The 26,478-nt window shown below is 59.6% G+C and carries 23 protein-coding genes; 4 read left to right on the plus strand and 19 right to left on the minus strand.

The window, feature by feature from the left end; translation table 11 throughout:
• A partial coding sequence (locus ACFOMF_RS02870; protein ID WP_386361235.1) for a transposase domain-containing protein occupies positions 1 to 170 on the plus strand: 170 nt, incomplete at its 5' end.
• Positions 171 to 1,192: 1,022 nt separating this feature from the next.
• On the opposite strand, the gene ACFOMF_RS02875 is transcribed toward ACFOMF_RS02870, so the two are convergent.
• From ACFOMF_RS02875 to ACFOMF_RS02900, 6 genes are all read right to left on the minus strand, one after another.
• Complete coding sequence (locus tag ACFOMF_RS02875; RefSeq protein WP_386361020.1) at positions 1,193 to 1,603, minus strand: hypothetical protein; 411 nt, start codon at positions 1,601 to 1,603, stop codon at positions 1,193 to 1,195.
• Positions 1,604 to 1,733: 130 nt separating this feature from the next.
• Positions 1,734 to 2,045 carry a hypothetical protein gene (locus ACFOMF_RS02880; RefSeq protein ID WP_193680744.1) on the minus strand — a complete coding sequence of 104 codons (312 nt, stop codon included), beginning with the start codon at positions 2,043 to 2,045 and terminating at the stop codon, positions 1,734 to 1,736.
• Between the two features lie 469 nt (positions 2,046 to 2,514).
• Positions 2,515 to 3,279, minus strand: coding sequence for a DUF6602 domain-containing protein (locus ACFOMF_RS02885; RefSeq protein ID WP_386361023.1), 765 nt, complete (start codon positions 3,277 to 3,279; stop codon positions 2,515 to 2,517).
• 99 nt (positions 3,280 to 3,378) lie between these two features.
• Positions 3,379 to 3,645, minus strand: a complete 267-nt coding sequence (locus ACFOMF_RS02890) for a DUF6953 family protein (protein ID WP_386361025.1) — start codon at positions 3,643 to 3,645, stop codon at positions 3,379 to 3,381.
• A gap of 7 nt (positions 3,646 to 3,652) precedes the next feature.
• Positions 3,653 to 3,832, minus strand: a complete 180-nt coding sequence (locus ACFOMF_RS02895) for a YodC family protein (RefSeq protein WP_386361027.1) — start codon at positions 3,830 to 3,832, stop codon at positions 3,653 to 3,655.
• Between the two features lie 96 nt (positions 3,833 to 3,928).
• Positions 3,929 to 4,513 carry a hypothetical protein gene (locus tag ACFOMF_RS02900; protein ID WP_386361029.1) on the minus strand — a complete coding sequence of 195 codons (585 nt, stop codon included), beginning with the start codon at positions 4,511 to 4,513 and terminating at the stop codon, positions 3,929 to 3,931.
• 63 nt (positions 4,514 to 4,576) lie between these two features.
• On the opposite strand from ACFOMF_RS02900, the gene ACFOMF_RS02905 reads away from it, so the two are divergent.
• Complete coding sequence (locus ACFOMF_RS02905; RefSeq protein ID WP_386361030.1) at positions 4,577 to 5,572, plus strand: integron integrase; 996 nt, start codon at positions 4,577 to 4,579, stop codon at positions 5,570 to 5,572.
• Between the two features lie 215 nt (positions 5,573 to 5,787).
• On the opposite strand, the gene ACFOMF_RS02910 is transcribed toward ACFOMF_RS02905, so the two are convergent.
• Positions 5,788 to 6,108 (minus strand): DUF5629 family protein, encoded by a 321-nt coding sequence (locus ACFOMF_RS02910; protein ID WP_386361033.1) that lies wholly within the window; start codon positions 6,106 to 6,108, stop codon positions 5,788 to 5,790.
• Between the two features lie 10 nt (positions 6,109 to 6,118).
• The gene (metH, locus tag ACFOMF_RS02915; protein ID WP_386361035.1) at positions 6,119 to 9,829 is read right to left on the minus strand and encodes a methionine synthase; all 3,711 of its coding nucleotides are present in this window, start codon (positions 9,827 to 9,829) and stop codon (positions 6,119 to 6,121) included.
• Positions 9,830 to 10,094: 265 nt separating this feature from the next.
• Between metH and nfuA the strand changes: the two genes are divergently transcribed.
• Entirely contained in the window at positions 10,095 to 10,679 is a 585-nt protein-coding gene (nfuA, locus tag ACFOMF_RS02920) for a Fe-S biogenesis protein NfuA (RefSeq protein ID WP_386361037.1), read from the plus strand.
• A 510-nt stretch (positions 10,680 to 11,189) separates the two neighbouring features.
• Here the strand turns inward: nfuA and queD are convergent.
• Complete coding sequence (gene queD, locus ACFOMF_RS02925; RefSeq protein WP_386361039.1) at positions 11,190 to 11,546, minus strand: 6-carboxytetrahydropterin synthase QueD; 357 nt, start codon at positions 11,544 to 11,546, stop codon at positions 11,190 to 11,192.
• 165 nt (positions 11,547 to 11,711) lie between these two features.
• Between queD and ACFOMF_RS02930 the strand changes: the two genes are divergently transcribed.
• Positions 11,712 to 12,788: an AI-2E family transporter gene (locus ACFOMF_RS02930; RefSeq protein WP_386361041.1), complete on the plus strand. Its 1,077-nt coding sequence runs from the start codon at positions 11,712 to 11,714 to the stop codon at positions 12,786 to 12,788.
• A gap of 29 nt (positions 12,789 to 12,817) precedes the next feature.
• Here ACFOMF_RS02930 and ACFOMF_RS02935 read toward each other — a convergent pair whose 3' ends face one another.
• The 10 genes from ACFOMF_RS02935 to ACFOMF_RS02980 form a co-directional block, all read right to left on the minus strand.
• The gene (locus tag ACFOMF_RS02935; RefSeq protein WP_386361043.1) at positions 12,818 to 14,800 is read right to left on the minus strand and encodes a PhoX family protein; all 1,983 of its coding nucleotides are present in this window, start codon (positions 14,798 to 14,800) and stop codon (positions 12,818 to 12,820) included.
• 326 nt (positions 14,801 to 15,126) lie between these two features.
• A complete protein-coding gene (locus ACFOMF_RS02940; RefSeq protein WP_386361045.1) occupies positions 15,127 to 16,722 on the minus strand; it encodes an isocitrate lyase in 1,596 nt (531 codons plus the stop codon).
• 458 nt (positions 16,723 to 17,180) lie between these two features.
• On the minus strand, positions 17,181 to 17,978 hold the full coding sequence (locus ACFOMF_RS02945) for a secretin N-terminal domain-containing protein (protein ID WP_386361047.1): 798 nt from the start codon (positions 17,976 to 17,978) through the stop codon (positions 17,181 to 17,183).
• Between the two features lie 208 nt (positions 17,979 to 18,186).
• Complete coding sequence (locus ACFOMF_RS02950; protein ID WP_386361049.1) at positions 18,187 to 18,612, minus strand: GNAT family N-acetyltransferase; 426 nt, start codon at positions 18,610 to 18,612, stop codon at positions 18,187 to 18,189.
• Positions 18,605 to 19,771: a ribosomal protein uL16 3-hydroxylase gene (locus tag ACFOMF_RS02955; protein WP_386361051.1), complete on the minus strand. Its 1,167-nt coding sequence runs from the start codon at positions 19,769 to 19,771 to the stop codon at positions 18,605 to 18,607. Before ACFOMF_RS02955 ends, ACFOMF_RS02950 begins: the two co-directional genes overlap by 8 nt.
• A 76-nt stretch (positions 19,772 to 19,847) precedes the next feature.
• On the minus strand, positions 19,848 to 21,218 hold the full coding sequence (gene purB, locus ACFOMF_RS02960; protein WP_386361054.1) for an adenylosuccinate lyase: 1,371 nt from the start codon (positions 21,216 to 21,218) through the stop codon (positions 19,848 to 19,850).
• A gap of 91 nt (positions 21,219 to 21,309) precedes the next feature.
• Complete coding sequence (hflD, locus tag ACFOMF_RS02965; RefSeq protein ID WP_386361056.1) at positions 21,310 to 21,930, minus strand: high frequency lysogenization protein HflD; 621 nt, start codon at positions 21,928 to 21,930, stop codon at positions 21,310 to 21,312.
• Positions 21,930 to 23,048, minus strand: coding sequence for a tRNA 2-thiouridine(34) synthase MnmA (mnmA, locus tag ACFOMF_RS02970; protein ID WP_386361058.1), 1,119 nt, complete (start codon positions 23,046 to 23,048; stop codon positions 21,930 to 21,932). The genes hflD and mnmA overlap by 1 nt, the downstream gene beginning before the upstream one ends.
• A 65-nt stretch (positions 23,049 to 23,113) precedes the next feature.
• Positions 23,114 to 23,557, minus strand: coding sequence for an NUDIX hydrolase (locus ACFOMF_RS02975; protein ID WP_386361060.1), 444 nt, complete (start codon positions 23,555 to 23,557; stop codon positions 23,114 to 23,116).
• Positions 23,558 to 23,632: 75 nt separating this feature from the next.
• Positions 23,633 to 25,861: an NADP-dependent isocitrate dehydrogenase gene (locus ACFOMF_RS02980; protein ID WP_386361062.1), complete on the minus strand. Its 2,229-nt coding sequence runs from the start codon at positions 25,859 to 25,861 to the stop codon at positions 23,633 to 23,635.
• Positions 25,862 to 26,478: the final 617 nt, after the last annotated feature.

A 26,478-nucleotide genomic window follows, 5' to 3' on the forward strand; every position in this document is an offset into this window, starting at 1 on the left:
CCGCCAGCGCGCAAATCTACAGCCTGATCGAAACCGCCAAGGCCAACGGGCAGGAACCTTACGCCTGGCTGCGCCACATCCTTGAATGCCTGCCAGCGACGAGCAGCGTTGAGGATTACGAAGCGCTGCTACCGTGGAACTGCTCGCCGGCCTCTGCCTCGGCTTCCTGAAAACAAACCCCGTCTTGGCGGACGGGGTTTATGGAGCGCTTACGAATGCTCGAGCGAGCAAGATTGACACGGCAAAACAGGCCGACAGACCGCCAAGGTGTGCGATTACGCGCAAGATGGGATGGAGATGCACAAAGGTGACCCCGAATTTCTCAGTGACAAGGATAAGCGCTGCGATTAGCAAGAATGCCACTGTGACTTGAGGAAAGGAAAATTGACCGCCTAGAAGCGTCCAAGTCACTAGATCATGCAAGACGAAGCCACTGAACGCGAAGGTGATTGGCATTGCCGCATTCGGCGGCATTCGGCGGCGAAGTGGTCGATAGACATAGAAGGTTAAAAAGTACCCGTATATCGGATTCCAATACTTCCAGAACGATCGAAGAGTAGGCGCGGTAAAGGGGCGGACAACAAGATTGCGTAGCAATTTCACGCTGCTGCCCGGCCCGAGTGTGTGCAAGACATACCGTAGAAGGCTTGGTCGCGATTCGATGCTCATGCGGCCTAACGTTTGGTTAAGAGGCGGGCTTTAGCCCGTCCCAGTGAGCTCAGCGAACGGTTTGAACCAATTGTTAGAGGTTACTCGGTTTTTGGGGATTGCTTTGGCAGAAACAAAAGTACCGATGTATAGATTAATATTGCTGCGTATATAGCCATAGCTGGGAGGTAAGGGACCTGAATGGTTTTGAGCTTCTCTCTTGCTTGAGTAAATTTCTCTGCATTAATGAATTCTTCAAAGAAATCAAAATACATGTGTGTTGACATGTTCCATAACATTACGAGGAGGAACAGAATTGTCGATATTGCGTATATGAGATTTTGAAGATGTCGATATTGATCTGGCTGTTTCCAGGCAATTGCGGATACACCGCCAACTGCTAGCACGATTAATGCGATGACAAGGTTTTCAAGCATGATGACCTCTAACGTTTGGTTAAGGGGCGGGCTTTAGCCCGTCCTAGCGAACGGAGTGAGCGGCTTGAACCATTTGTTAGAAATTCATTGTGGTTCACGATGGCGGTTTAGTTGGTGTCAGGCTGATTTGGCGAGAAATCGAAATTGACATTTTTTTCATCAGAAATTAGTTTGTAAAAGAAAGTGCAGCGGGTCATGTTTAGGTTTTGCCGTACATAGTCTCTCGGCTGGCCCGGTATTATTTGGTTTAGTTCGTAGGTGGCTAATTTAAATGCCTCTTCGAAAATCGGTATGTACACTCCCTGTTTTATGCAGGCGTTTTTTAGTGCATCCCAATAAGCAAGAACTTTTTTCTTGAAGTCTAGGTTTGTTGATAATTTGTCTGAGGCGGCGCTCATGCTGGAGGTATCTTTTGCCCTGACAATCAAATTTGTCATAGCTAAGTCATGCTTTTTTAAGAGCACTGTTAGGGTGCGTCTTTGATTGTCAGTAAGCCTTTTGCTTTTGATGCTTTCCATGTCTATCCCCGCATTGCTTTATTTCTTGGCGTTTAAGGTGATGCAGTTATTTGCATGAGTTTCTAACGTTTGGTTAAGGGGCGGGCTTTAGCCCGTCCCAGTGAGCGAAGCGAACGGTTTGAACCAGTTGTTAGACATTGTGCTCGGATTGGTTTTCGAGTTCATGTAAATGACGAAGGCCTTCCCTTCGGAAGAGGTGGCCCAAGATGAATGCTGCAGACAGCATTACGAGTAAAATAATTTGGGTTCCACCAGAAATTGATGCTGCAATTTCAAGGAAAGATATATTTGAGGACTCACCGTCGAAGGCGCTCTTAAAGATCACGCTAATTGGTGCAATTGTGACTAAGAGAATGATTGCTTTGAAAATTGATACGCCAACTTCAATCAAGGTTTTTGCAAAGGCTTCTCTTGCCTTGGGGTTTAGGTTTTCGGGCTTCATAGTCGTTCCTTGTTGAAACTCGGTAGTTCTAGGGTGTTGGTCTAACGTTGAAGCTAAAGGGCGCGCTTCAGCGCGTCCCATTTGAGCGCCGAGTTAGGCAGAGGAGCCCAGTCGAGCGCAGTGATTGAAGGCTACCCGAACTGCGTGGCCGCAAACAAAACAGAAATCACAGGCACGCTACCGCCACCTGCCCGCACTGAATGAGAGCAGCCGAAAAAGGTGGTGCCGCCAGCGGCCTAGAAGCCAGCCCTGTGGCGGCGGACGGGTAAAGGCTAGCGGCGCCGGCACGGGCGAAAACGTGACGGCAATACACATGTTGCGGGAGGAAAACCGGAAGGGGTTGAAACTTTCGGACTTCCGTGCCCGCACGAACCAGAAACCAATACCGCCTAACGTTTGGTTAAGGGGCGGGCTTTAGCCCGTCCCAGTGAGCAAAGCGAACGTCTTGAACCACTTGTTATGTGCGCTGCTACATATAAAAAAGTTCAATTGCAAAAATTGACTTTAGCTTTAAATCGCTACAGCTATTCGGCTTTTGAGGATTTATGTTTCTGTAGTTTTTTTCTATGTAGTCGTCGACTGTCATTCTGACAGAAGAGTAAAAGTGTTGAAGTGCATTGATTTCCGAACCTTTGGAGTCTTCATAAAACCAAGAGCTATAACCGATCATGTCCCTGTCTGTTATCACGCTATCTTTGCACAGGTGGTACGACTCATTTATGCCTGTAATTTCATCTGGCAAGTACTGAAATGTATCATGATCGAATAATTTATAATCTCCTTCATGTTGGTATGAGTGAAAATAACATCCAATTTTTTCAATGCTGCTTGAGTTAAAAATGAACAAATATGTTTTTGCATTTGGAAGATAGGAAAAGCTTTTGAAATAGTCTATCACTTTATGGAAAATGTTCTTGTTAATTGTGGTTTTAACTTCAATAACGGCTAGTACTGATTCGGCAGGAATGACTACAATATCGTTAACCCTATATAATGGTGAATATGTAAGAGAGTCATATACCAAGATGTCACACTGCTTCGATAATTCGCCTTTAGCGTTTATGATAAACCCCTGCTCAACGCTTACTAACGTTGGCAGGTGATCTTTAAGAAAGCCTCTTACAATCTCTTCAGTCAACACACCAATCGTCGGGTTATGCTTCGTTATATATGACTTGACCTGTGCCAGCTTTATCAGCAGCTCTTGGCTTACAAATTCAAAATAGTTACTCATAATTCTCTATTCTTCAAAAGCAAATAACGTTTGGTTAAGGGGCGGGCTTTAGCCCGTCCCAGCGAACGAAGTGAGCGATTTGAACCAGTTGTTAGGCAATTACCCCCTTGCCTCTCTGCCCGGCTCATCCTCCGCAACACGGAATCGCCAATAGCGCTCAGGCTTGACCCAGACAACGTTGCTCTCAGTGATTCTTTGGAATGCACTAAGTAATTGGCGGCCTAAGACGAGGTTTCCGTCGCTATTCTCCCGCAAGAGGCTCTCTTCTTTTGCTTTTACCAAATAGTCAACGACATCATCTTGGTATAAGCAATCATGCTTCTCTAGTTCGGATAGCATCCAATTTGCCACTATTGCTGCGTCCATGATTTGCTCACTTAGCCGACTCTAGCGACCCTTCCGGGAAGACTCCTGACTCAAGTTTTTTTCCTGCAAACCATTGGCATTTGTAGTAGGTGCTCGTATCTGTGGGGGCTTGTTGGACTGTCATTTCCGGGCCGCCAGATTTCAGCTTTACAATGTCGCCGATTTTGAACTCATTTTGCCGTGCCATATGTATCTCCTTCGGGTGATGTTTTTGCCTAACGTTTGGTTAAGGGGCGGGCTTTAGCCCGTCCCAGTGAGCGAGGCGAACGGTTTGAACCAGTTGTTATGCAGAATTCTGCACATTCTTAAGTGCTTTTATTAACGGTGGCAGATGGCTATGGATCTCAGTTAAGTCAAAATTTTCGCCGTAGAATTTATAAGTTTTTCCGTCGATTGCCCGCAAGAAATCTTTTTCTGGAAATCCTTTGCATCCTGTGACGATGTTGCAGTCGAAAAATGCTTGGCCTTTATAGTTTTTAACGTAGTTATCAAGTCTTTCGTCGAAATGTTCAAGGTGATTACGAAGTTTACGGATTGATGAGGTTTCTATTTTGACTTTTTCTTGAATGCTCTTAAGTATTTCGAGCCTGAAGTTATTTGTTTTTGGGAAAATCAACTTGTCTATATTTGTCACGTGAAGCACGAAATGATGCAGGTGATAGAAAACTAATTTTGTGTCGGCGGCATCCATGAATTTTTCGTATTCGCCATATGCCATAAGTGCATATTCTGCTTGCGCAATAGCTTCCTGGATGTAGAAATCAGTTTTCTTCACTGGGCGCCTGCTAATGCGCCTAACTACTATTGGACACCATTTGGTGTGAACAAACGCACCAAATGGTGTGTAACCGTCTCTTGCCGATTCCATGCAAGCCCACGTCCCGCTAGGCTTGGGGAGCTTTTCTTCCCAGCACAAGGAGTGTTACCCACCATGGACGGCAAGCCCAAACTGCTGGATCGGCTGCGTGAGCAGATCCGCCTTCGACATTATTCCATTCGCACTGAGGCCGCCTATGTTCACTGGGCAGGGGCCTTCATTCGGTTTCATCGGATGCGCCATCCGCAGGAAATGGGGGCGGCGGAGGTCGAGCAGTTCCTGTCCCACCTGGCGGTCGACAGGCATGTTTCGGCCTCGACGCAGAACCAGGCGCTCGCCGCGCTGCTGTTCCTCTACAAGCAGGTACTTGGCGTCCAGTTGCCCTGGCTGGACGATGTGGTAAGGGCCAAACGGCCGGATCGTCTGCCGGTGGTGTTGTCGGTGGATGAAACGCGTCGTTTGCTTGCCTGTCTCGACGGCGAGGTCGGCCTCGTTGCCGGATTGCTTTACGGAGCCGGTCTGCGTTTGCTGGAGGCGGTCCGTCTGCGGGTCAAGGATGTGGATTTCGCGCGCCGGGAGATCGTGGTCAGGGACGGAAAGGGTATGAAGGATCGTGTCACCCTGTTGCCCGATGCGCTGGTTTCGCGCCTCCAGTTGCATCTTGAGCAGGTGCGCGCTGGCCATTGCACGGATCTTGCCGAGGGGTACGGCGAGGTTTACTTGCCTTTCGCACTGGCTCGCAAGTATCCGAATGCCCCCCGGGAGTGGGGGTGGCAGTACGTCTTTCCGGCGGCGCGGTTGTCCATCGATCCCCGTTCGGGCGTGCGGCGCCGTCATCATCTGGATGAAAAGCGGGTGCAGCGGGCGTTCAAAAAGGCGGTGCGGGAGGCAGGCATCGACAAGCCTGCGCCGCCGCATACGCTGCGGCACTGCTTTGCGACCCACTTGCTGGAGAGCGGGCAGGATATCCGTACGGTTCAGGAGCTGCTGGGGCACACCAACGTGAAGACCACGATGATCTACACCCACGTACTCAACCGAAGCGGCTACGGCGTATTGAGCCCGCTGGATCGCGGAGAGGAGTGGTCCGCCTGCATACGCGGCAGATGAATTGAGGGGTGGCACGTCCTTGCTCGCCCTGGGCTGTCCTTGAGGTGGTTGAGATTAATGCCGGGCGGGGCGGAAGGGAAGATTGCGGTGTGGCGATGTGCCAGCTTTTTAAGAGAGGGCGGGGCGTGCGACTGGCAAGGCGGATAAGGCTGCGCCGATATCCACCCTACGGAGTGGCGAAGCTACGGAGCCGGGGTTGGCCGGCTCTGTATGGCTCAGTCGTCGCCGTCTGCGGTGATGCCGGTCAGGCAGCGGAGGGTGGCGGTGGGGGTGCCGAGTTGCCAGGTGCCGTCCTGTTGGAGTTCGGCTTCCATCACGGCGTTGTAGCTGAACGACCACTGACGGCGTTCGCGGCCGTCGAGGCAGGTGATGTTCAGGACTTCGTCTTCGCTCTCGAAGGGTTCGCCCGCTTCGGCGGCGTCGTCGGCGCGGTCGAGGAGGGCGTCGTTGAGGGTGAATTCGGCGAACAGGCCGTCGATTTCCAGGCCATCGGCGGCTTCGAGTTCGTCAAGCAGGTAGGTTTCGTTTGTGCTCATGGTCGTGCTCTCAGTTCTCGTAGCCCAGGTTCGGGGCCAGCCAGCGTTCGGTGACGGCCATGTCCTGGCCCTTGCGCAGGGTGTAGCTTTCCACCTGGTCTCTGTCCACCTTGCCGACGGCGAAGTACTTGGCTTCGGGGTGGGCGAAGTACCAGCCGGAGACGGCTGCGGCGGGGAACATGGCGTAGTGCTCGGTGAGGAACACGCCGCTCTGGCCCGCCTTGTGGGGCTCGGCCTCGGGGTCGAGCAGGGCGAAGAGGGTGCCTTTTTCGGTGTGGTCCGGGCAGGCCGGGTAGCCGGGGGCTGGGCGGATGCCCTGGTACTGCTCCTTGATCAGCGCGTCGTTGTCCAGCGCCTCGTCCTTGGCGTAACCCCAGTACTCCTTGCGCACCCGCTCGTGCAGCCATTCGGCGCAGGCTTCGGCGAGGCGGTCGGCCAAGGCTTTCACCATGATCGAGTTGTAGTCGTCGCCTTTGTCCTCGTAGGACTTGGCCAGCTCCTCGGCGCCGATGCCGGCGGTGGTGATGAAGCCGCCCATGTAGTCGGTAATGCCGCTGTCCTTCGGCGCGACGAAGTCGGCCAGTGACAGGTTGGGCTTGTCGTCCGGCTTGATGGTCTGCTGGCGCAAATGGTGCAGGGTGGCCAGGGTCTCGCCGTTGTCGCCGTAGACTTCCAGGTCGTCGTCCTGCACCTGGTTGGCCGGCCAGAAGCCGAACACGGCGCGGGCCTTGATGGATTTTTCCTCGATCAGCTTTTTCAGCATCGCCTGGGCATCCTGGAACAGGGCGGTGGCGGCTTCGCCGACCACTTCGTCCTGGAGGATGCGCGGGTATTTGCCGGCCAGGTCCCAGGACATGAAGAAGGGAGTCCAGTCGATGTACTCGGCGAGCACGGCAAGGTCGATGTCTTCCAGCACTTTCACGCCGGTAAAGGAAGGCACGGTGGGCTGGTAGCCGGCCCAGTCGAACTTGGGCTTGTTGGCCACGGCCTTGTCGTAGGGCAGGCGCTCGGTGCGCTTGCCGCGGCTGGCGGTGCGCTCGCGGACCACGGTGTAGTCGTCGCGGGTCTTCTGCACGAAGTCGGCCTTGAGCTCCTTCGACAGCAGCTGGGTGGCCACGCCCACGGCGCGGGAGGCGTCGGTGACGTAGATCACCGCGTCGTTCTGGTACTGCGGCTCGATCTTCACCGCGGTGTGCGCCTTGGAGGTGGTGGCGCCGCCAATCATCAACGGCAGGGTAAAGCCCTGGCGCTGCATTTCCTTGGCGACGTGGACCATCTCGTCGAGCGAGGGGGTGATGAGACCGGAGAGCCCGATGATGTCGCACTTCTCGGCGATGGCGGTCTGCAGAATCTTCTCGGCCGGGACCATCACGCCCATGTCGACCACGTCGTAGCCGTTGCAACCGAGCACCACGCCGACGATGTTCTTGCCAATGTCGTGCACGTCGCCCTTGACCGTGGCCATGAGGATCTTGCCCTTGGCTTCGGGCTTGTCGCCCTTTTCCGCCTCGATGAAGGGGATGAGGTGGGCCACCGCCTGCTTCATCACCCGGGCGGACTTGACCACCTGGGGCAGGAACATCTTGCCGGCGCCGAACAGGTCGCCGACCACGTTCATCCCGCTCATCAGCGGGCCTTCGATGACCTCGATGGGCCGCGCGCACTGCTGGCGGGCCTCTTCGGTGTCCTCGACGATGTAGGTGGTGATGCCCTTGACCAGCGCGTGTTCCAGGCGCTTGTTCACGTCCAGGCTGCGCCATTCCTCGGTCTCGGCTTCCTTGACCGAGCCGTCGCCCTTGTAGTTGTCGGCGATGGCGAGCAGCGCTTCGGTGGAGCCGGGGTGGCGGTTCAGGACCACGTCCTCGACCTTCTCGCGCAGCTCCTTGGGGATCTCGTCGTAGATCTCCAGCTGGCCGGCGTTGACGATGCCCATGGTCAGGCCGTTCTGGATGGCGTGGTAGAGGAACACCGAGTGGATCGCCTCGCGCACCGGGTTGTTGCCGCGGAACGAGAAGGACACGTTGGACACGCCGCCGGAGGAGAGCGCATAGGGCAGGTTGTCGCGGATGTAGGCGCAGGCCTCGATGAAGTCCACCGCGTAGTTGTTGTGCTCCTCGATGCCGGTGGCGACGGCAAAGATGTTCGGGTCGAAGATGATGTCTTCGGGGGCGAAACCGACTTCATTGACCAGGATGTCGTAGCTGCGCTGGCAGATCTCGCGCTTGCGCGCGGCGGTGTCGGCCTGGCCGACCTCGTCGAAGGCCATGACCACCACGGCGGCGCCATAGCGCTTGCACAGGTGGGCGTGGTGCTTGAACTGCTCGACGCCTTCCTTCATGGAAATCGAGTTGACGATGCCCTTGCCCTGGATGCACTTCAGGCCCGCTTCGATCACCTCCCACTTGGAGGAGTCGATCATGATCGGCACGCGGGAGATGTCAGGCTCCGAGGCGATCAGGTTGAGGAAGGTGACCATCGCCGCCTTCGAGTCCAGCATCCCCTCGTCCATGTTGATGTCGATGACCTGGGCGCCGGCCTCGACCTGCTGGCGGGCCACGTCCAGCGCCTCGGCGTAGTTTTCCTCGCGGATCAGGCGGGCGAACTTGGCGGAACCTGTGATGTTGGTGCGCTCACCGACGTTGACGAACAGCGAGTCGCGGCTGATGGTGAAGGGCTCGAGGCCGGCCAGGCGGCAGGCCTTGGGAATGTCCGGGATCTGGCGCGGCTTGTATTTGCCCACCGCCTCGGCGATCGCCTGGATATGCCCGGGCGTGGTGCCGCAGCAGCCGCCGACGATGTTCAGGAAGCCCGCCGCGGCGAATTCCTCGACCACTGCGGCCATTTCCTCGGGTGTCTCGTCGTACTCGCCGAAGGCGTTGGGCAGGCCAGCGTTGGGGTGGGCGGAAACCTGGGTCTCGGCCTTGTTGGCCAGCTCTTCGAGGTACGGACGCAGGTCCTTCGCGCCGAGGGCGCAGTTCAGGCCCACGGAGATCGGCTTGGCGTGGCGGATGGAGTTCCAGAAGGCCTCGGTGGTCTGCCCGGAAAGGGTACGGCCGGAGGCGTCGGTGATGGTGCCGGAGATCATGATCGGCAGCTCGACGCCGTCTTCCTCGAATACCTGCTGCACGGCGAAGATCGCCGCCTTGGCGTTCAGGGTGTCGAAGATGGTCTCGATGAGGATCAGGTCCGAGCCGCCCTCGATCAGGCCGCGGGTGGCCTCGACGTAGTTCTCCACCAGTTCGTCGAAGGTGACGTTGCGGTAGCCGGGGTTGTTCACGTCCGGGGAGATGGAGCAGGTGCGGCTGGTCGGGCCGAGCACGCCGGCGACGAAGCGCGGGCGGTCGGGCGTCTCGGCGGTCTTGGCATCGCACACCTGACGGGCGACGCGGGCGCCTTCCACGTTCAGTTCGTAGACCAGCTCTTCCATGCCGTAGTCGGCCTGGGACACGCGGGTGGCGTTGAAGGTGTTGGTCTCGATGATGTCCGCGCCGGCGTCCAGGTAGGCCTTCTCGATGGCGGCGATCACGTCCGGGCGGGAGAGCAGCAGCAGGTCGTTGTTGCCCTTGACGTCCTGCGGCCAGTCGGCAAAGCGCTCGCCGCGGTAGTCGCCTTCTTCCAGCCGGTAGCTCTGGATCATGGTGCCCATGCCGCCGTCGAGGATCAGGATGCGTTCCCGGAGGGCGTGCTGGAGGGCCTGGAGGCGGGCGGTGCGGTCGGACATGAAGGTTACCTGGTGACGCGGACGAGAGAAGCCGGCAATGATAACAAAGCTGCGGGCGCTTACTGATGTGAGTCTGATCGCATGAGCAGGATTCATGTTTGTGCTCTGTAGGGACGCTACAGCCCAGCTGTTATCGTCGCAGCGGCAGCGGCAGCGGTGCGCTGAAGCCCACCCTACTGGCAACGGTAATATCCTACCAAAACGGTATGACTTTATCGGCCGGCAGGCTTGGAGTACACTGCTTGCATCTACTCGAGGAGCTGTCATGAGCGCCATCATCATTACTGAAGCGGCCCAGGATTACCTGGCCGACCTGCTGAGCAAGCAGAACACCCCTGGTATCGGCATTCGCGTCTTCATCACCCAGCCGGGCACGCCCCACGCCGAAACCTGCATCGCCTATTGCAAGCCCGGCGAGCAGAAGCCGGAAGATTCGGCGCTGGCGCTGAAGGATTTCACCGCCTGGATCGATGGCGTGAGCGAGCCGTTTCTCGATGACGCCGTGGTCGACTACGCCACCGATCGTATGGGCGGTCAGCTGACCATCAAGGCTCCCAACGCCAAGGTGCCGATGATCAAGGAAGACAGCCCGATCACCGAGCGCATCAACTACTACCTGCAGACCGAGATCAACCCGGGTCTGGCCAGCCATGGCGGGCAGGTGAGCCTGGTGGATATCGTCGAGGAAGGCATCGCTGTGCTGCAGTTCGGCGGCGGCTGCCAGGGTTGCAGCATGGTGGACGCGACCCTCAAGGAGGGCGTCGAGAAGACCCTGATGGAGCGTATCCCCGAGCTCAAGGGCGTGCGCGACATGACCGACCACAGCAACCGCGACAACGCATTTTATTGATAGGCCTCGGTCGTCGGGTTACGCCTTCGGCTAACCCGACCTACGGCTGCGGTGCGTAGGTCGGATTAGCAAAGCGTAATCCGACGCGGGGTATGCGGCAGGCCCCGAGGCCGTCGGGTTACGCCTTTGGCTAACCCGACCTACGCTCGGTGGACGCTGGTAGGTCGGATTAGCGAAGCGTAATCCGACTGGGGCGCGATACGGCCGAAAGCTGTCGGGTTACGCCTTTGGCTAACCCGACCTACGCTCGGTGGACCCTGGTAGGTCGGATCAGCGAAGCGTAATCCGACTGGGGCGCGATACGGCCGAAAAGCTGTCGGGTTACGCCTTTGGCTAACCCGACCTACGCTCGGTGGACGCTGGTAGGTCGGATTAGCGAAGCGTAATCCGACGGGGCCGCGATACGGCCGAAAAGCTGTCGGGTTACGCCTTTGGCTAACTCGACCTACGCTTGGTGGGCGATGGTAGCTGGTAGGTCGGATTAGCGAAGCGTAATCCGACAAAATGGCTCTACTCGCCGTGGTACTCGCATCCGCTGGTGCAGGTCTCGTGGATGCGCACCCGAGACAGTTCGGGCAGCACCGGCTTGAGCTGTTGCCAGATCCACTTGGCGAGGTTTTCGCTGGTGGGGTTTTCCAGGCCGGGGATGTCGTTCAAGTAGTTGTGGTCGAGCTGCTCGTAGATCGGCTTGAAGATCGCCTTGATCTCGCTGAAGTCCCGAATCCAGCCAGTGTGCGGGTCAACCTCGCCGGCGATGTAGATGGCCGCTCGGAACGAATGGCCGTGCAACCGTCCGCACTTGTGCCCCTCCGGTACGTGAGGGAGACGGTGCGCGGACTCGAAAACGAATTCTTTGAAAATTTCCACTGAATGACTCGCTGGAAGAAAACGACGACGGAGGCCTAGCGACTTGCTTGCCTCCGGGTGCGCATTATCCGTCGTGCTGCCTGTTCAGGGCAAAGAAAACCCCGCCGAGGCACTTGCCGCCGCGTCTGCTGACTAACCGTAAAACCGGGCCGTCGTGGATCTGAAATGTCGCAATTGTCATTGGAACACAAGACTTTTCTCGGCCTGCTGGTGGCGGTTTCCATCGCCTTCGCCTGGATTTTGCTGCCCTATTACGGCGCGGTGTTCTGGGCGGTGATCCTCGCCATCATCTTCGCCCCCGTGCAGCGCTGGCTCGATCAGCGGCTGCCGCACAAGCGCAACCTGACCGCCTTGCTGACGCTGCTGAGCTGCCTGCTGCTCGCGGTGTTGCCGATGATCCTGATCACCAACCTTCTGGTGCAGCAGGCGGTGGATATCTACACCCGAATCCAGGAGGGCGATCTCAACTTCGGGGCCTACTTCAATCAGGCGCGCGAATACTTGCCACAGCCGGTGCAGGTGCAGATCGAGCGCATGGGCTGGAGCGATCCGGACAGCATTCGCGAGCGGCTTACCTCCGGGCTAGGGTTCATCGCGTCCAAGGCGTTCAGCTTTGGCCAGGGTACGTTCCAGTTCTTCATTTCCTTTTTCGTGATGCTGTACCTGCTGTTCTTTCTCATCCGTGACGGCCGGGTGCTGGTCTACCGCGTCCGCAGCGCCATTCCGCTGAGTGACGAGCAGAAGTACAAGCTGTTCGCGAAGTTCACCCGGGTAGTCCGGGCGACAGTGAAAGGGAACATCGTCATCGCCCTGATTCAGGGGGCGCTGGGCGGGATCATCTTCGTGATTCTGGGCATCCCCGGAGCGGTGCTCTGGGGCGTGATCATGGCCATCCTGTCGCTGCTTCCCGCAGTGGGTGCGGCGCTGGTCTGGGGTCCGGTGGTGATCGTGTTCCTGATGAACGGGCAGATCATGCCGGCAGTGATTCTGACGCTCTTCGGCGTGCTGGTGATCGGCCTGGTGGACAACCTGCTGCGGCCGATCCTGGTGGGCAAGGACACCAAGATGCCGGACTTCATGGTGCTCATTTCCACACTCGGTGGCTTGGCGCTGTTCGGCCTGAATGGCTTCGTGATCGGACCTTTGGTGGCGGCATTGTTCATCTCGTGCTGGGCGCTTTTCATTGGTCTGGACCACGACCAGCTGGAAGGCAAGTCGGGGCCCAGCCATCTGGGCAAGTGAGGGAAGGCGGCGCCTTCCCTCGACTGGGATCACAGCAGGGCTTGCCCGTCATCACGGGTGATGATGACCGTCGCCGAACGAGGGCGACTGTTGCCGCCGCGCGGCCAGTTGCTGGTGTAGCTGTCCGGAGTGGAGCCTTCGCCCGGATGCTGGATGTTGACGAACAGCGTCCGGAAGTCCGGAGTAGCGGTGATGCCGGTGACTTCGCAGCCACGCGGACCAACCAGGAAGCGCTTGGTCTCGCCGGTACGCGGGTCGGACACGAGCATCTGGTTGTTGCCGAACGGCCCGGCATTGAGCTGGCTGCCGCTCATGTCGGTCTGGATCCACAGACGGCCTTCGGCATCGAACCAGAGCCCATCAGGGCTGGCGCAGATGTTCGAGGCATCCAGCGGCTGGCCGTTGGCGCCACGGCTGTCTGCCTGGGGGCCTGCCAGCAGATAGATGTCCCAGTTGAAGCGGGTCGCGTTGTAGCCGCCCGACTCTTTCCAGCGCACGATGTGGCCGTATGGGTTGGGCGAGCGCGGGTTGGCCGCATCGGATGAGGTCCGGCCGCTGTTGTTGGTAAGGGTGAAGTAGACATCACCGTTATCAGGGTTCACGGCGCCCCATTCGGGACGGTCCATCCTGGTCGCGCCGACGATGTCAGCCGCCAGACGGGTGTTGATCAGGACTTCGCCCTGGTTGGCGAAGCTGACCCCGGCAGCCGCACAGGCGTCGCGGAACTGAGGGTCATTGATGTCCAGGGCGAGCCAGTCGCCGCTGCCATCGGCATTGAAGCGAGCGACGTACAGCGTGCCTTCGCCGAGCAGGCGACCACCGCCTGCCTGGTTGTGGTACTTGTCGCGGCTGACGTACTTGTAGATGTATTCGTTCTGTGCGTCGTCACCGGAGTAGCACACCAGCTGGCGTCCCGGCTTGACCGGCGCGAACACGATGCCTTCATGGGCGAAGCGACCCAGTGCGGTGTGCTTGATCGGGGTCGAGTCCGGGTTGAAGGGATCGATTTCGACGATCCAGCCGAAGGTATTTGGCTCGTTGCGGTAGTCGTTGACGGCGGACGCACCCTTCGGAGTCGCGTCGAAGCGCTCGAATTCGTCACCGGCCACGGTTTCCCAGCCGTAGCGACCCGTCCCGCGCACGCCGTAGCGGGACAGGTGGCGCGGCGTCTGGGTTTCATTCGTGGCGAAGTAACCTGCCCAGTTTTCTTCACAGGTCAGGTAGGTGCCCCAGGGGGTGAACCCGTTGGCGCAGTTGTTCAGAGTCCCGCGGGTAGTGGTGCCGCTCGGGCTGTAGCGGGTCTTCATCAGGTCATGGCCACGCGCCGGACCTTCGATGCGCATGGGTGTCGCGCCGGTGACGCGGCGGTTGCGCATCGAGGGCTGGACGTTCCACTGGCCACGGTTGTCGCGACGCACTTCGACCACGGAAACCCCGTGGGCGTTGATTTCCTTGCGGACTTCTTCGGCGTTCACCCGGCGGCCGGCGACCACGGTAGCGCCACGTGGGTGCAGCATCGCCTGGTCGACGTACTCATGGTTCAACACCAGCAGGCCATGGTTGCTGCTCTTGCCGGCACCACGCTGGGCGTCGATGGGGAAAAAATGCATGCCGTCGTGGTGCATGCCGACCTGTTCGGCCTGGTCGCGCGCGGTGTTGCCGGCATCTTCGCGGAATTCGGGGTAACGGCCGGTGATGGGAGTGCCCCATGGAATGAACGAAAGGCTGTTGAAGCCTGCAGGCACGGTGATCACGTCGGCGCGGTTACCGGCAATGGCGTCGAACGGCAGGCGTGTACGGGTCTTGAACGGCGGACGGTTGGCCGGCTTGGCCGCGCTGGCGATACCGGGAACGCTGCAGCCGAGGAAGGCGAGCGCACCGAGGGCGGCACCACCGCTGAGGAAGCGGCGACGCCCCAGGGCGATCACGTCGTCCAGGTGCGGGTTGCCGGAATGGTTGCTTGGCAGTTCGTCTCCGTTGCCGAAGAGGATTCCATCGTTGTCGCTTTTCACAGGTACCGCTCCGTATGGTCCGATTGAGGACCCAAACGCTACAAGGCGTTTTGGACAAAACCGTGACGGCGATGTTTCAGCTTGAAGAATCAGTACCCTAGCAAAGACGAACAGCCAATGCAGGGGCAACCCAGGCCTCCATGCGCATCCTGGCAAGGCTTTGGTCTGCCTGTGACTCGCATTCGCGAGCAAGCTCGTTCCTACGGGGCCGTGCGGTGGACGGAAGCGGTGAATGTCCGGGGCTGCGCATAACGACAAAAAGGCGGGCCCCTCTCGGGGTCCGCCTTTCGACAAACCGGGCCCGCGAGGCCCGGGAACGCAGTTCCTTAGTGGAACTGGTTCATGGTGTTGTCTTTGCCGCTTGCCTTCAGAGCCGCTTCGCCAGCGAAGTACTCCTTGTGGTTGTCGCCGATGTCGGAGCCAGCCATGTTCTGGTGCTTGACGCAGGCGATACCCTGGCGCAGTTCCTGACGCTGAACACCCTTGACGTAGGCCAGCATGCCTTCTTCGGCAAAGTAGCCCTTGGCCAGGTTGTCGGTGGACAGGGCCGCGGTGTGGTAGGTCGGCAGGGTGATCAGGTGGTGGAAGATGCCAGCGTGAGCGGAGCCGTCCTTCTGGAAGGTACGGATCTTCTCGTCGGCGATCTGGGCGAGTTCGGTCTCGTCGTACTCGACGCTCATCAGCTTGGCGCGGTCGTAGGCGGACATGTCCTTGCCTTCTTCCTTCATGGTGTCAAACACCTGCTGACGGAAGTTCAGGGTCCAGTTGAACGACGGGCTGTTGTTGTAGACCAGCTTGGCGTTCGGGATGGTCCTGCGGATCTCGTCGACCATGGCCGCGATCTGACCAACGTGCGGCTTCTCGGTCTCGATCCACAGCAGGTCGGCGCCGTTCTGCAGGCTGGTGACACAGTCCAGTACGCAGCGAGCTTCACCGGTGCCAGCACGGAACTGGAACAGGTTCGACGGCAGACGCTTGGGACGCAGCAGCTTGCCACCGCGGTTGATCACGACGTCGCCATTGCCCAGGTCAGCAGCGGAGACTTCTTCGCAATCCAGGAAGGAGTTGTACAGGTCGCCCAGGTCGCCCGGCTCTTTGGTCACGGCGATCTGCTTGGTCAGGCCGGCACCCAGGGAGTCGGTACGCGCAACGATCACGCCGTTGTCGATGCCCAGCTCGAGGAAGGCGTAGCGAACGGCAGCGATCTTGGCGAGGAAGTCGGCGTGCGGAACGGTCACTTTACCGTCCTGGTGGCCGCACTGCTTCTCGTCGGAAACCTGGTTCTCGATCTGAATGCAGCAGGCACCCGCTTCGATCATGCGCTTGGCCAGCAGGTAGGTGGCTTCCGGGTTACCGAAGCCAGCGTCGATGTCGGCGATGATCGGGACGATGTGCGTTTCGTAGTTGTCGATCTGCGACTGGATCTCGGCAGCCTTGGCGTTGTCGTCAGCTTCGCGAGCGGCGTCCAGCGCGGTGAACAACAGGTCCAGTTCACGGCTGTCAGCCTGACGCAGGAAGGTGTACAGCTCTTCGATCAGGTCGGAGACAGCGGTCTTCTCGTGCATCGACTGGTCAGGCAGCGGGCCGAAGTCGGAACGCAGGGCGGCAACCATCCAGCCGGACAAGTAGAGGTAGCGCTTGTTGGTGGTCTTCAGGTGCTTCTTGATCGAGATCAGCTTCTGCTGCCCGATGAAGCCGTGCCAGCAACCCAGCGACTGGGTGTAGATGGAGGAGTCGGCGTCGTACTCTTCCATGTCCTTGCGCATGATGTCAGCGGTGTACTGGGCGATTTCCAGACCGGTCTTGAAGCGGTTCTGGGCGCGCATACGAGCCACGGATTCCGGGTTGATAGCGCTCCAGCTGCTGCCGGCTTTCTCTTTCAGGGCGGCAACGGCCTTGATGTCGTCTTGATATGCGGACATGTCGAATCCTTCAAAAGTTGAGTTTGGTGATGAGCACCGATTTCCAACCTGGAACCTGCGTGCTGGCGCTGATCAGTAGCGGGCTACACGAAGGCAGAGTGTCGAGAAGGACTGGGCGAGCAGAAAGAGGGGAGGGGAGACGTACACCGGGATGGTGAATCCAGCCATGGGGCAGGCCGGATGGCGGCCTGTGCTGAAGGCATCATACGGGTGTTGCGTTGCTTCCCCGTCCCTCGGGACGACTCGTGCCAGTCAACCTCGTCGGTTCTGCCTTGTGGGCAGTACAGTCGCGGAGTGGCTCGGCTGGTTGGCTGGAGCGCACCCCGAAGACCCTTGTTTGCCAGGGCCCCTGGTTAGCGGGAGCGAGGCCATCATGCCCACCGAGGCTGGCGCCGTCAACGGTTTTGTAGTGCTTTTTTAGGCGCACTACATCTTAAGTCGAATGTCGCTGTGCCAGCCTAATCAAGCACCTCGACCTTTAGTCGTAGCCGGTAGTCCTGGCGGCCTGTCGTAGCGTGGCTGCTCAGCACGTCGCGCCGGTCGGAGCGGCCGCTCTGGTCGATGCCGCCCACATCGATCCAGTCTCCGACCCTGCCTCTGACACGGGTTTCGGTCTGTTGCATGTCGATGACGCCGGGCTGGTTGTGGCTGACCCGATCACGCTGACTGCTGAGTGTGACCTGCACCTGGTCGCCTTGGACCTGAGCCGTGGCATAGAAGCCACTCATCACGTCTCGGTACTGGGTGTTGCGATAGGGTTGCCCGTAAGGGTCCACCGAGGTGCTGTCCAGCGGAATGCTCTGGCCAACCTGAATGAGTGCAGGGTAACCCTCGGTTGCCTGCACTTGCCCGATGCCTCCCTCTCGGCTGGCGGTGCTGTGGCGGATGATGCGGACCTGATTGCGGCCATCGCCGCTGTGGATGTTCACATCGCCCGCTCGTGCCCGGCCGCTGATGGCATGGCCACTGGCGCTACCCGCCATAGTGTCCTGGTTCTCGACGCTGATCAGCAGGCGCCGGGGCCGGGTGTCGAGTTGCTCCAGCACCTGGCGCAGCTGTGCGATGACGGACTCGGGCGCGTTGACGATCAACTGGCTGCCATGGCTGCTGACACGGCCCTGATCACCCACCACCGATATCGCCACGGGCAGCATTTCTTCAGCCATCCGGTGTTGCAGCGAGATGACTTCGGTCGCTGCGGCCACGGTGAAGGTGCAGCTGAACAGCAGCGCGCCCAGGGTGGCACGAATCCTCATAGAAGCATGCTCCGCAGGTGAAGTTCGGAAAATCGTTGCGCTGCTGCTGTGAGCCCGAGCGAGAAGGGAGGGGGTCCCCAAGTCTCATGGACCGGCGGGCTGGCCGGCGGATTGCGCAACGCAAAACGCCCCGGAGAATCGAACTCGATCGCCGGCAGATTCGCTGGCGACCGAAAGGTGACCGGGGCGTCTTCTGTCATCATCTACCTCATCGGCTGGTGCGAGTCATCTCCACATGGGGGATGCCGGCTTCCAGGAATTCCTCACTGACCACCCGGAAGCCGAGCCGCTCGTAAAACCGGGTCGCATGTACCTGGGCAGTCAGGTACTGTTCGGTCATGTGGCGGCGCTCGGCCTCGGCGACCACGGCGTTCATCAGCGCGACGCCGACGTGCATGCCGCGCCAGTCCCGCAACACGGCCACACGTCCGATGTGGGCATCAGGGAGCAGCCGTGCCGTTCCGATAGCATAGTCGCCTTCGAACGCCAGGAAGTGAACTGCGTCAGTGTCTTCAGCGTCCCATTCCAGATCCGGCGGTACCGCTTGCTCGACGATGAAAACCTGTTCTCGGATACGTCGCAGGTCGGCATTGTCGTCATGCCAGTCGGCGATGCGAACTTCGATCTCACTCATCGGCGAACTCCAGGCTGCCTTGTCTGATCAATTCCGTCAGCAGTGTGCTCGCTTCCTCTTCGCCCAGCCAGGGGCCAAGGTTTTCCGAATGCAACGCCCCGGCCGAGCAGATCAGCTTGAGCAGGCCGCGCAGGTGAGCGGGCAGCAGGCGGCTCTGGCCACTGGCGAATAGCAGCAGGCCAACGTCCACCTCGCTCCAGGCCAGTCGGGCGCTGGGGTTGCGGATCAGAAGGGCGCCATTCGCCAGGGCCGCAGCCAGCTCGGTCGAAGCCATCTCGGGGCCGGCGATGCGCTCTGGGTAGCGTGGCTCGGTCATGAACTGGCCAAACCAGGTGAGCAGCAGGCGATCATCACCCATGTGCTCGGTGAGTAGGCCTTTGAGGCGCTCCACTGCGTCACGCTGGATCTCATGCGGATCCTCGACCGGTGTGATGTCCGGGTCGGTGTAGCGTTCCTCGTCCGGCAGGAACTGACCGAGAAAATCGGTGAAATGCGTCAGCACTTCCGCTGCGCTGGGGGCGCGGAAGCCGATGGAGTAGGTCATGCAGGCGTCCACCGCAGTGCCGAAATGCGCATGCCGGGGCGGCAGGTAGAGCATGTCGCCAGGCTCGAGCACCCAGTCTTCGAGCTGCTCGAAGTCCGTGAGAATCTTCAGATCGCCGTGTTCGAGCAAGGCGCTATCGCTGTCACAGAGCTGACCCAGCCGCCAGTGGCGTTTTCCGTGCGCCTGCAGCAGGAACACGTCGTAGTTGTCGAAATGAGGCCCCACGCCGCCACCAGGCGCGGCGTAACTGATCATCACATCGTCGATACGCCAGTTGGGCAGAAACTCGAATTTTTCCTTCAGCTCTGCAACTTCGGGAACCCACTGGTCTACCGCCTGGACCAGTAGGGTCCAGTCCTGCTCCGGCAGTTCGCTGTAGGTGGTCTCCTCGAAGGGGCCACGGCGAAGTTCCCAGGGGCGCGCGCCGTGCTCCAGGATCAGCCGCGATTCGACTTCCTCTTCGAGCGACAGGCCGGCCAGTTCGTCCGGGCTGATCGGACTCTCGAATCCCGGGATCGCCTGGCGGATCAGCAGGGGCTTTTTCTGCCAGTAATCGCGAAGGAATTCGCGCGCACTGATCCCGCCAAGAATTTCAAGTGGAAGATCAGATGTCATCTGTAAGACCTTGAATTTTAAGGGTTACCGAAAATAAAAACGCCCGGCGTTGCCGGGCGCTGAAGTAGGGCACGGCTCAGATGCGGCGTGCCTGCTCCGCCGCATTGCCAAGGTAGCTGGCCGGTGTCATGCGGCGCAGCTCCGCCTTGGCCGCTTCGGGTATCGCCAGGCCGTCGATAAAGCTCTGCAATGCCCCGGCGCTGATACCTTTGCCACGGGTCAGCTCCTTGAGCTTTTCGTAGGGGTTCTCGATGCCGTAGCGCCGCATGACGGTCTGTACCGGCTCGGCAAGCACCTCCCAGCAATTGTCCAAATCTTCATTAATCCGTTGAGGATTGAGCTCTAACTTACTGATTCCCTTAAGACTAGCTTCATACGCAATGACGCTGTGGGCGAAGCCGACGCCCAGATTGCGGAGCACTGTCGAGTCGGTCAGGTCGCGCTGCCAGCGCGAGATGGGAAGCTTGCTGGCCAGGTGCTGGAGCAACGCGTTGGCGATGCCAAGGTTGCCTTCCGAGTTCTCGAAGTCGATCGGGTTGACCTTGTGCGGCATGGTCGAGGAGCCGATTTCACCGGCGATGGTCTTCTGCTTGAAGTAGCCCAGTGAAATGTAGCCCCAGACGTCGCGATCGAAATCGATGAGGATAGTGTTGAAGCGCGCAACGGCGTCGAACAGCTCGGCGATATAGTCGTGCGGCTCGATCTGGGTGGTGTAGGGGTTCCAGGTGAGGCCGAGGTCGCCTTCGATGAACGCCTGGGCATTGGCTTCCCAGTCCACCTCGGGGTAGGCCGAGAGGTGGGCATTGTAGTTGCCCACGGCGCCGTTGATCTTGCCCAGCAGGGGCACGGCGGCGACCTGGGTGATCTGCCGTTCCAGGCGATGCACCACGTTGGCCAGTTCCTTGCCGAGCGTCGTCGGCGATGCCGGCTGGCCGTGGGTGCGAGACAACATCGGTACGTCGGCGTACTGGTGGGCAAGGACGCGGATAGCTTCGGCGACCTGGCGCATCAGGGGCAGCAGGACTTGATCGCGCCCTTCACGAAGCATCAACGCATGGGACAGGTTGTTGATGTCTTCCGAGGTGCAGGCGAAATGGATGAACTCGTTGACCGATGCGAGTTCCGGGAGCTGCTTGGCTTGCTCCTTCAGCAGATATTCCACGGCTTTGACGTCGTGGTTGGTGGTGCGCTCGAATTCCTTCACGCGCTCGGCGTGTTCCAGCTGGAAGTTTTCTGCCAACTGGTCGAGCAGGGCATTGGCCTCGGCAGAAAAGGGAGCGACTTCCGGAACGCCGGCATGGGCGGCAAGACGCTGGAGCCAGCGGACTTCAACCTGGACGCGGCAACGGATCAGGCCGAATTCGCTGAAGATCGACCGCAAAGCGGTGGTTTTGCCGGCGTAGCGGCCGTCGACGGGGGAAACCGCGGTGAGCGAAGAGAGCTGCATAAAGGGCGTTCTCGGGCAGTCGGGCAACGAAAAAGAGGGCGCATATTATACATGAACCACCCGCCCTGCGACCGATACGCCGCATTGTGGATCAGGAGCGCAGCATGGGCTGCAGCGCCTCGAGGAGCTTGCGCCTGCCGAACACCATCTGCCAGCGATGGCCGCCAAGCTGGCGCCACAGGCGTGCGGAGCGAATACCGGAGAGCAGCAGCGCGCGAATGGCTGCGGCCTTGTCGGACTGCTGGAGATGGCGCATGTCGCCCTGGACCTGGATACGCTGGCGGAAGGTGCTGAGCGTGTCCTGGTAGAGTCCGCCAAATGCGGCGACGACATTCTCATGGGGCAGCCCGAAGAGATCGGCCTGCCTCTGGATCTGGTCGAGCCTGGCAGCGATGACCTGGAGCAGGTCACCTCGCTTGTCGAGCTGGCGCTCGAGACTGATCATGGCAAGGGCATAGCGCAGCGGATCGCGCTGCAGTGTCGTGGCGTCGCGCTCCAGTGCGCCGGCCAGGGCGCGATAGCCGTCCCGCAGGTTGATGTCGTCGCCCCCGTAGATCTCCTGGGTGCTCTCGGGGTTGCGCACCAGAAGGCTTCCCAGCATACAGGCCATCTGACTGGAGGGAATCTGGCCGGTATGGGCAATCCGATCCACCAACACCGCCGCCTCGAAGACTGCGCCCAAGGCGATAAGCTGCTCCTGCCTGCTGTGCACTACTGCTCCTCCTTTTGCCAGGGCTCGGCATGCTCGATCACGCCGCCGCCGAGGCAGACCTCACCGTCATAGAAAACCACCGACTGACCGGGGGTAACCGCGCGTTGCGGATCATCGAATTCGACACGGTAACCGCCCGCAGTTCTCTCGATAACACAGGATTGATCGGCCTGCCGATAGCGTACCTTGGCCGTCAGACGGCGCGGGACATCGAGCGCAATGGGATTTACCCAGTAGATTTCCGATACCTGCAGGGCTCTGGCGAAGAGCCGAGGGTGGTCGTTACCCTGGCCAACGAGCAGCACATTGCGCCCGAGGTCCTTATCCAGGACATACCAGGGCTCGTCTCCGGCGTCCTTCATGCCGCCGATGCCGAGTCCCTGTCGTTGGCCGATGGTGTGGTACATCAGGCCGTGGTGCTGACCAATGATCTCGCCCGTGGTGGTCTCGATATTGCCCGGCTGCGCGGGCAGGTATTGCCTGAGGAAATCGCGGAAGCGGCGCTCACCGATAAAGCAGATGCCGGTGGAGTCTTTTTTCCGGGCCGTGGCCAGGCCGTGCATCTCCGCGATGGCGCGAACCTCGGGCTTTTCCAGTTCTCCGACCGGGAACAGCGTTCGCCCGATCTGCTCGCCTCCGACGGCATGCAGGAAGTAGCTCTGGTCCTTGTTCGGATCGAGTCCCTTGAGCAGCTCGCTCTTGCCATTCAGGTCGCGTCGGCGAACGTAGTGTCCGGTGGCGATAAGGTCCGCTCCCAGGGACGTCGCATAGTCGAGGAAGGCCTTGAACTTGATTTCGCGGTTGCAGAGGATGTCCGGGTTGGGGGTGCGCCCGACCTTGTATTCGGCGAGGAAGTGCTCGAATACGTTATCCCAGTACTCGGCGGCAAAATTGGCCGTGTGCAGGCGAATCCCGATGCGGTCACATACAGCCTGGGCGTCCGCAAGATCCTCCCTGGCCGTGCAGTATTCCGTGCCGTCGTCTTCTTCCCAGTTCTTCATGAACAGGCCTTCGACCTGATACCCCTGTTGCAACAGCAGCAGGGCGGAAACCGAAGAGTCGACACCGCCGGACATGCCGACGATCACGCGGGTATTGGCGGGCTCAGGAGTGGGCATTTGCAGACAACCTAGGAAAATCAGTGGTCAATTCTATCAGGTATGCCCCGCGCCGCGGGTCGGGGTCAATCGCGGATCAGCGACAGCGGGCCGCCGCCGTGGGCAAGGTAATCGTCGATGCAGCGAGGCACCAGTTCGCTGCGCCACTGCTCGCGTCGGGCGTCGAGCTCTTCGCGGCTCAGCCACTGAGGGCCAATGATGCCGTCGTCCAGGGCGAGCTCCGGCCGATGGCGCAGCGGCCTTGCGGCAAAGCACACGCGCTGATAGGTCACGCCGTTGGATGGAGCGGTGTAGAGGTAGATTCCCGTGACACCGGTGAGCTCGACCTCCCAGCCTGTTTCCTCCAGTGTCTCCCGCAGCGCCGCCTGCAGCAGGCTTTCGTTGGCCTCGAGGTGCCCTGCGGGCTGATTGAGCACACGCTTGCCATCGGCATATTCTTCCACGAGCAGGAAGCGCCCCTGGTCCTCGACGACCGTCGCCACGGTGACATGGGGTATGAATCGATGCATTGAGACTCCCGTTTTTCTGACCGCAGCGACGAAAAACCCGGCGCATGGCCGGGTTTTCGGTACCACGGAGGCGATTTACGCCAACGCAGCCAGGGCCGCGTTGAAGGTTTCACTGGGTCGCATGGCCTTGCTGATCACCTCTACGTCGGCATGGTAATAGCCGCCGATATCGACCGCCTCGCCCTGAGCGCCGTTGAGCTCGGCAACGATCTTGTCCTCGTTGTCGGTCAGGGTCTTGGCCAGCTCGGAGAACTGCGCCTGGAGCTCAGGATCCTCGCTCTGGGCAGCAAGGGCCTGGGCCCAGTACAGCGCCAGGTAGAAGTGGCTGCCGCGGTTGTCGATCTGACCGACCTTGCGCGAGGGGGACTTGTTGCTGTCGAGGAACTTGCCGTTGGCTTCATCGAGAGTCTTGGCCAGGACCTTCGCCTTGGCGTTGTCGTAGAGGTTGCCAAGGTGCTCGAGAGAAGCTGCCAGGGCCAGGAATTCACCGAGGGAATCCCAGCGCAGGTGGCCTTCTTCGAGGAACTGCTGCACATGCTTGGGCGCCGAGCCGCCTGCACCTGTCTCGAACAGACCCCCGCCGTTCATCAGCGGCACGATGGACAGCATCTTGGCGCTGGTGCCGAGTTCCATGATCGGGAACAGGTCGGTGAGGTAGTCACGCAGGACGTTGCCGGTCACGGAGATGGTGTCCTGGCCTGCACGGATGCGCTCGAGGGAGAAGCGGATGGCATCCTGCGGCGCCATGATGCGGATGTCCAGGCCGCTGGTGTCGTGATCCTTGAGGTATCGCTCGACCTTGGCGATCACCTGCGCATCGTGGGCGCGGGCTGCGTCGAGCCAGAAGACCGCGGGGGTGTCGCTGGCGCGGGCACGGTTGACGGCGAGCTTGACCCAGTCCTGGATCGGAGCGTCCTTGACCTGGCACATGCGCCAGACGTCGCCCACGTCGACGTTCTGCTCCATCACGACCTGGCCCTTGTCGTTGGTGACGCGAACGATGCCCTTGGCTGCGATCTGGAAGGTCTTGTCGTGGGAGCCGTACTCTTCGGCCTGCTGAGCCATGAGGCCGACGTTCGGCACGCTGCCCATGGTGACCGGGTCGAAGGCGCCGTGCTTCTTGCAGTCGTCGATGACGACCTGGTAGATACCGGCATAGCAGCGGTCGGGGATCAGAGCCTTGGTGTCGTGCAGCTCGCCATCCGGACCCCACATCTTGCCCGAGTCACGAATCATCGCCGGCATGGAGGCGTCGACGATGATGTCGCTGGGGACGTGGAGGTTGGTGATGCCCTTGTCGGAGTTCACCATCGCCAGCGGCGGGCGATCGGCGTAGACGGCCTTGATGTCGGCTTCGATCTCGGCCTGCTTGTCTTCGGGCAGCGTCTTGATTCGGCTGTACAGATCGCCGATGCCGTTGTTGACGTTGAAACCGATCTCTTCGAGGACCGCGGCGTGCTTGGTCAGCGCATCCTTGTAGTACTCGGCGACGATGTGACCGAACAGGATAGGATCGGAGACTTTCATCATGGTCGCTTTCAGGTGTGCCGACAGCAGCACGCCCTGGCTCTTGGCCTCGGCGATCTCGGCAGCGAGGAAGCTGCGCAGGGCGCTCTTGCTCATGACCGAGCAATCGACGATCTCACCGGCCAGCACCGGAGTCTTCTCCTTCAGGACGGTGGTGTTGCCATCTTCACCGACAAGCTCGATCTTCAGGCTGCCGGCGGCTTCGATTAGCGCGGCCTTTTCGCTACCGTAGAAATCACCCTCGCCCATGTGCGCGACGTGGGACTTTGAATCGGCGCTCCAGGCACCCATCTTGTGGGGATGCTTGCGAGCAAAATTCTTGACCGACAGCGGGGCGCGGCGATCGGAGTTGCCTTCACGCAGGACCGGATTGACGGCGCTGCCCTTGATCTTGTCGTAACGCGACTTGGCTTCCTTTTCCGCGTCAGTCGAAGGAGCATCTGGATAATCGGGGACGTTGTAACCCTGGGACTGGAGCTCCTTGATCGCCGTCTTGAGCTGCGGGATCGAGGCGCTGATATTCGGCAGTTTGATGATATTGGCTTCTGGCATGGTGGCCAGCTTGCCCAGCTCGCTCAGATGGTCGGGGATCTTCTGATCATCGTTCAGGTATTCCGGAAAGTTCGCCAGGATGCGACCCGCTAGCGAGATATCCCGCGTTTCCATGGTGATGCCGGAGGACGCGACGTAAGCTTCGATGATCGGCAGCAGCGAATAGGTCGCCAGAGCAGGGGCTTCGTCGGTAAAGGTATAGATAATCGTTGAACGTGTAGACATGTTTAGATCTAACCTTCAGTTGTGCTGTGGTTATTTAGAGTCGTATGGCGCAAGAGGATATTTCTTGCTTGAGGCGTGCTTTTCGAGCGCCTCGGCTTTTGGCCATGGGCGGCTAAACAGCTTTACATAAGGGCGCAGACCTATCAGGTGCATGGGAGCATCTCCATCCCGCTTGACCCGATCCCGCTGCAGTCGCGCCGGGGAGGATAGCACGAGTAGGCCTACGGTCCATGAGCACTACGCCATTAGTAGTGCTCTGCCAAGGGCGATGGCCGAGCGGCAAGACATATTCGAATGGCGTGCCTGTTAACCATGCCCTCCACACAGCCTGACTGCCTTGCTGATGAGACCCCGGGGGACGTTGGGCTTCGCGGGAGCTTCCCTGCGCCGAGAGCCGCGGCCCGGAAGATGTCTGCTTCAGATCAGGAAGGCGCCATGAAAGTGCAGTCAAGCATCGCCTCGGAAAAAGTCCAGCCGAGGATCTGATGCGTTGATGTACGGCGGCAAGTGGAGCAAGAGGGCCAGCGCGGACGACCTCGGGCGCACCCATGGGTGCGCCGGGGACGAGCGTGGGAGAGAGGACGGGGGCGTGCGCCCGCGCAGGCACTGCACTGCGA

The sequence above is a fragment of the Stutzerimonas tarimensis genome, assembly GCF_042648805.1.
Taxonomy (GTDB): Bacteria; Pseudomonadota; Gammaproteobacteria; order Pseudomonadales; family Pseudomonadaceae; genus Azomonas; species Azomonas tarimensis.

Excerpts from the sequence above, each read along its gene's own strand:
- ACFOMF_RS02875 (WP_386361020.1), bottom strand. The coding sequence starts at position 1,603 with ATGGAAAGCATCAAAAGCAAAAGGCTTACTGACAATCAAAGACGCACC.
- ACFOMF_RS02880 (WP_193680744.1), bottom strand. The coding sequence starts at position 2,045 with ATGAAGCCCGAAAACCTAAACCCCAAGGCAAGAGAAGCCTTTGCAAAA.
- ACFOMF_RS02885 (WP_386361023.1), bottom strand. The coding sequence starts at position 3,279 with ATGAGTAACTATTTTGAATTTGTAAGCCAAGAGCTGCTGATAAAGCTG.
- ACFOMF_RS02890 (WP_386361025.1), bottom strand. The coding sequence starts at position 3,645 with ATGGACGCAGCAATAGTGGCAAATTGGATGCTATCCGAACTAGAGAAG.
- ACFOMF_RS02895 (WP_386361027.1), bottom strand. The coding sequence starts at position 3,832 with ATGGCACGGCAAAATGAGTTCAAAATCGGCGACATTGTAAAGCTGAAA.
- ACFOMF_RS02900 (WP_386361029.1), bottom strand. The coding sequence starts at position 4,513 with ATGGAATCGGCAAGAGACGGTTACACACCATTTGGTGCGTTTGTTCAC.
- ACFOMF_RS02905 (WP_386361030.1), top strand. The coding sequence starts at position 4,577 with ATGGACGGCAAGCCCAAACTGCTGGATCGGCTGCGTGAGCAGATCCGC.
- ACFOMF_RS02910 (WP_386361033.1), bottom strand. The coding sequence starts at position 6,108 with ATGAGCACAAACGAAACCTACCTGCTTGACGAACTCGAAGCCGCCGAT.
- metH (WP_386361035.1), bottom strand. The coding sequence starts at position 9,829 with ATGTCCGACCGCACCGCCCGCCTCCAGGCCCTCCAGCACGCCCTCCGG.
- nfuA (WP_386361037.1), top strand. The coding sequence starts at position 10,095 with ATGAGCGCCATCATCATTACTGAAGCGGCCCAGGATTACCTGGCCGAC.
- ACFOMF_RS02930 (WP_386361041.1), top strand. The coding sequence starts at position 11,712 with ATGTCGCAATTGTCATTGGAACACAAGACTTTTCTCGGCCTGCTGGTG.
- ACFOMF_RS02940 (WP_386361045.1), bottom strand. The coding sequence starts at position 16,722 with ATGTCCGCATATCAAGACGACATCAAGGCCGTTGCCGCCCTGAAAGAG.
- ACFOMF_RS02945 (WP_386361047.1), bottom strand. The coding sequence starts at position 17,978 with ATGAGGATTCGTGCCACCCTGGGCGCGCTGCTGTTCAGCTGCACCTTC.
- ACFOMF_RS02950 (WP_386361049.1), bottom strand. The coding sequence starts at position 18,612 with ATGAGTGAGATCGAAGTTCGCATCGCCGACTGGCATGACGACAATGCC.
- ACFOMF_RS02955 (WP_386361051.1), bottom strand. The coding sequence starts at position 19,771 with ATGACATCTGATCTTCCACTTGAAATTCTTGGCGGGATCAGTGCGCGC.
- purB (WP_386361054.1), bottom strand. The coding sequence starts at position 21,218 with ATGCAGCTCTCTTCGCTCACCGCGGTTTCCCCCGTCGACGGCCGCTAC.
- mnmA (WP_386361058.1), bottom strand. The coding sequence starts at position 23,048 with ATGCCCACTCCTGAGCCCGCCAATACCCGCGTGATCGTCGGCATGTCC.
- ACFOMF_RS02975 (WP_386361060.1), bottom strand. The coding sequence starts at position 23,557 with ATGCATCGATTCATACCCCATGTCACCGTGGCGACGGTCGTCGAGGAC.
- ACFOMF_RS02980 (WP_386361062.1), bottom strand. The coding sequence starts at position 25,861 with ATGTCTACACGTTCAACGATTATCTATACCTTTACCGACGAAGCCCCT.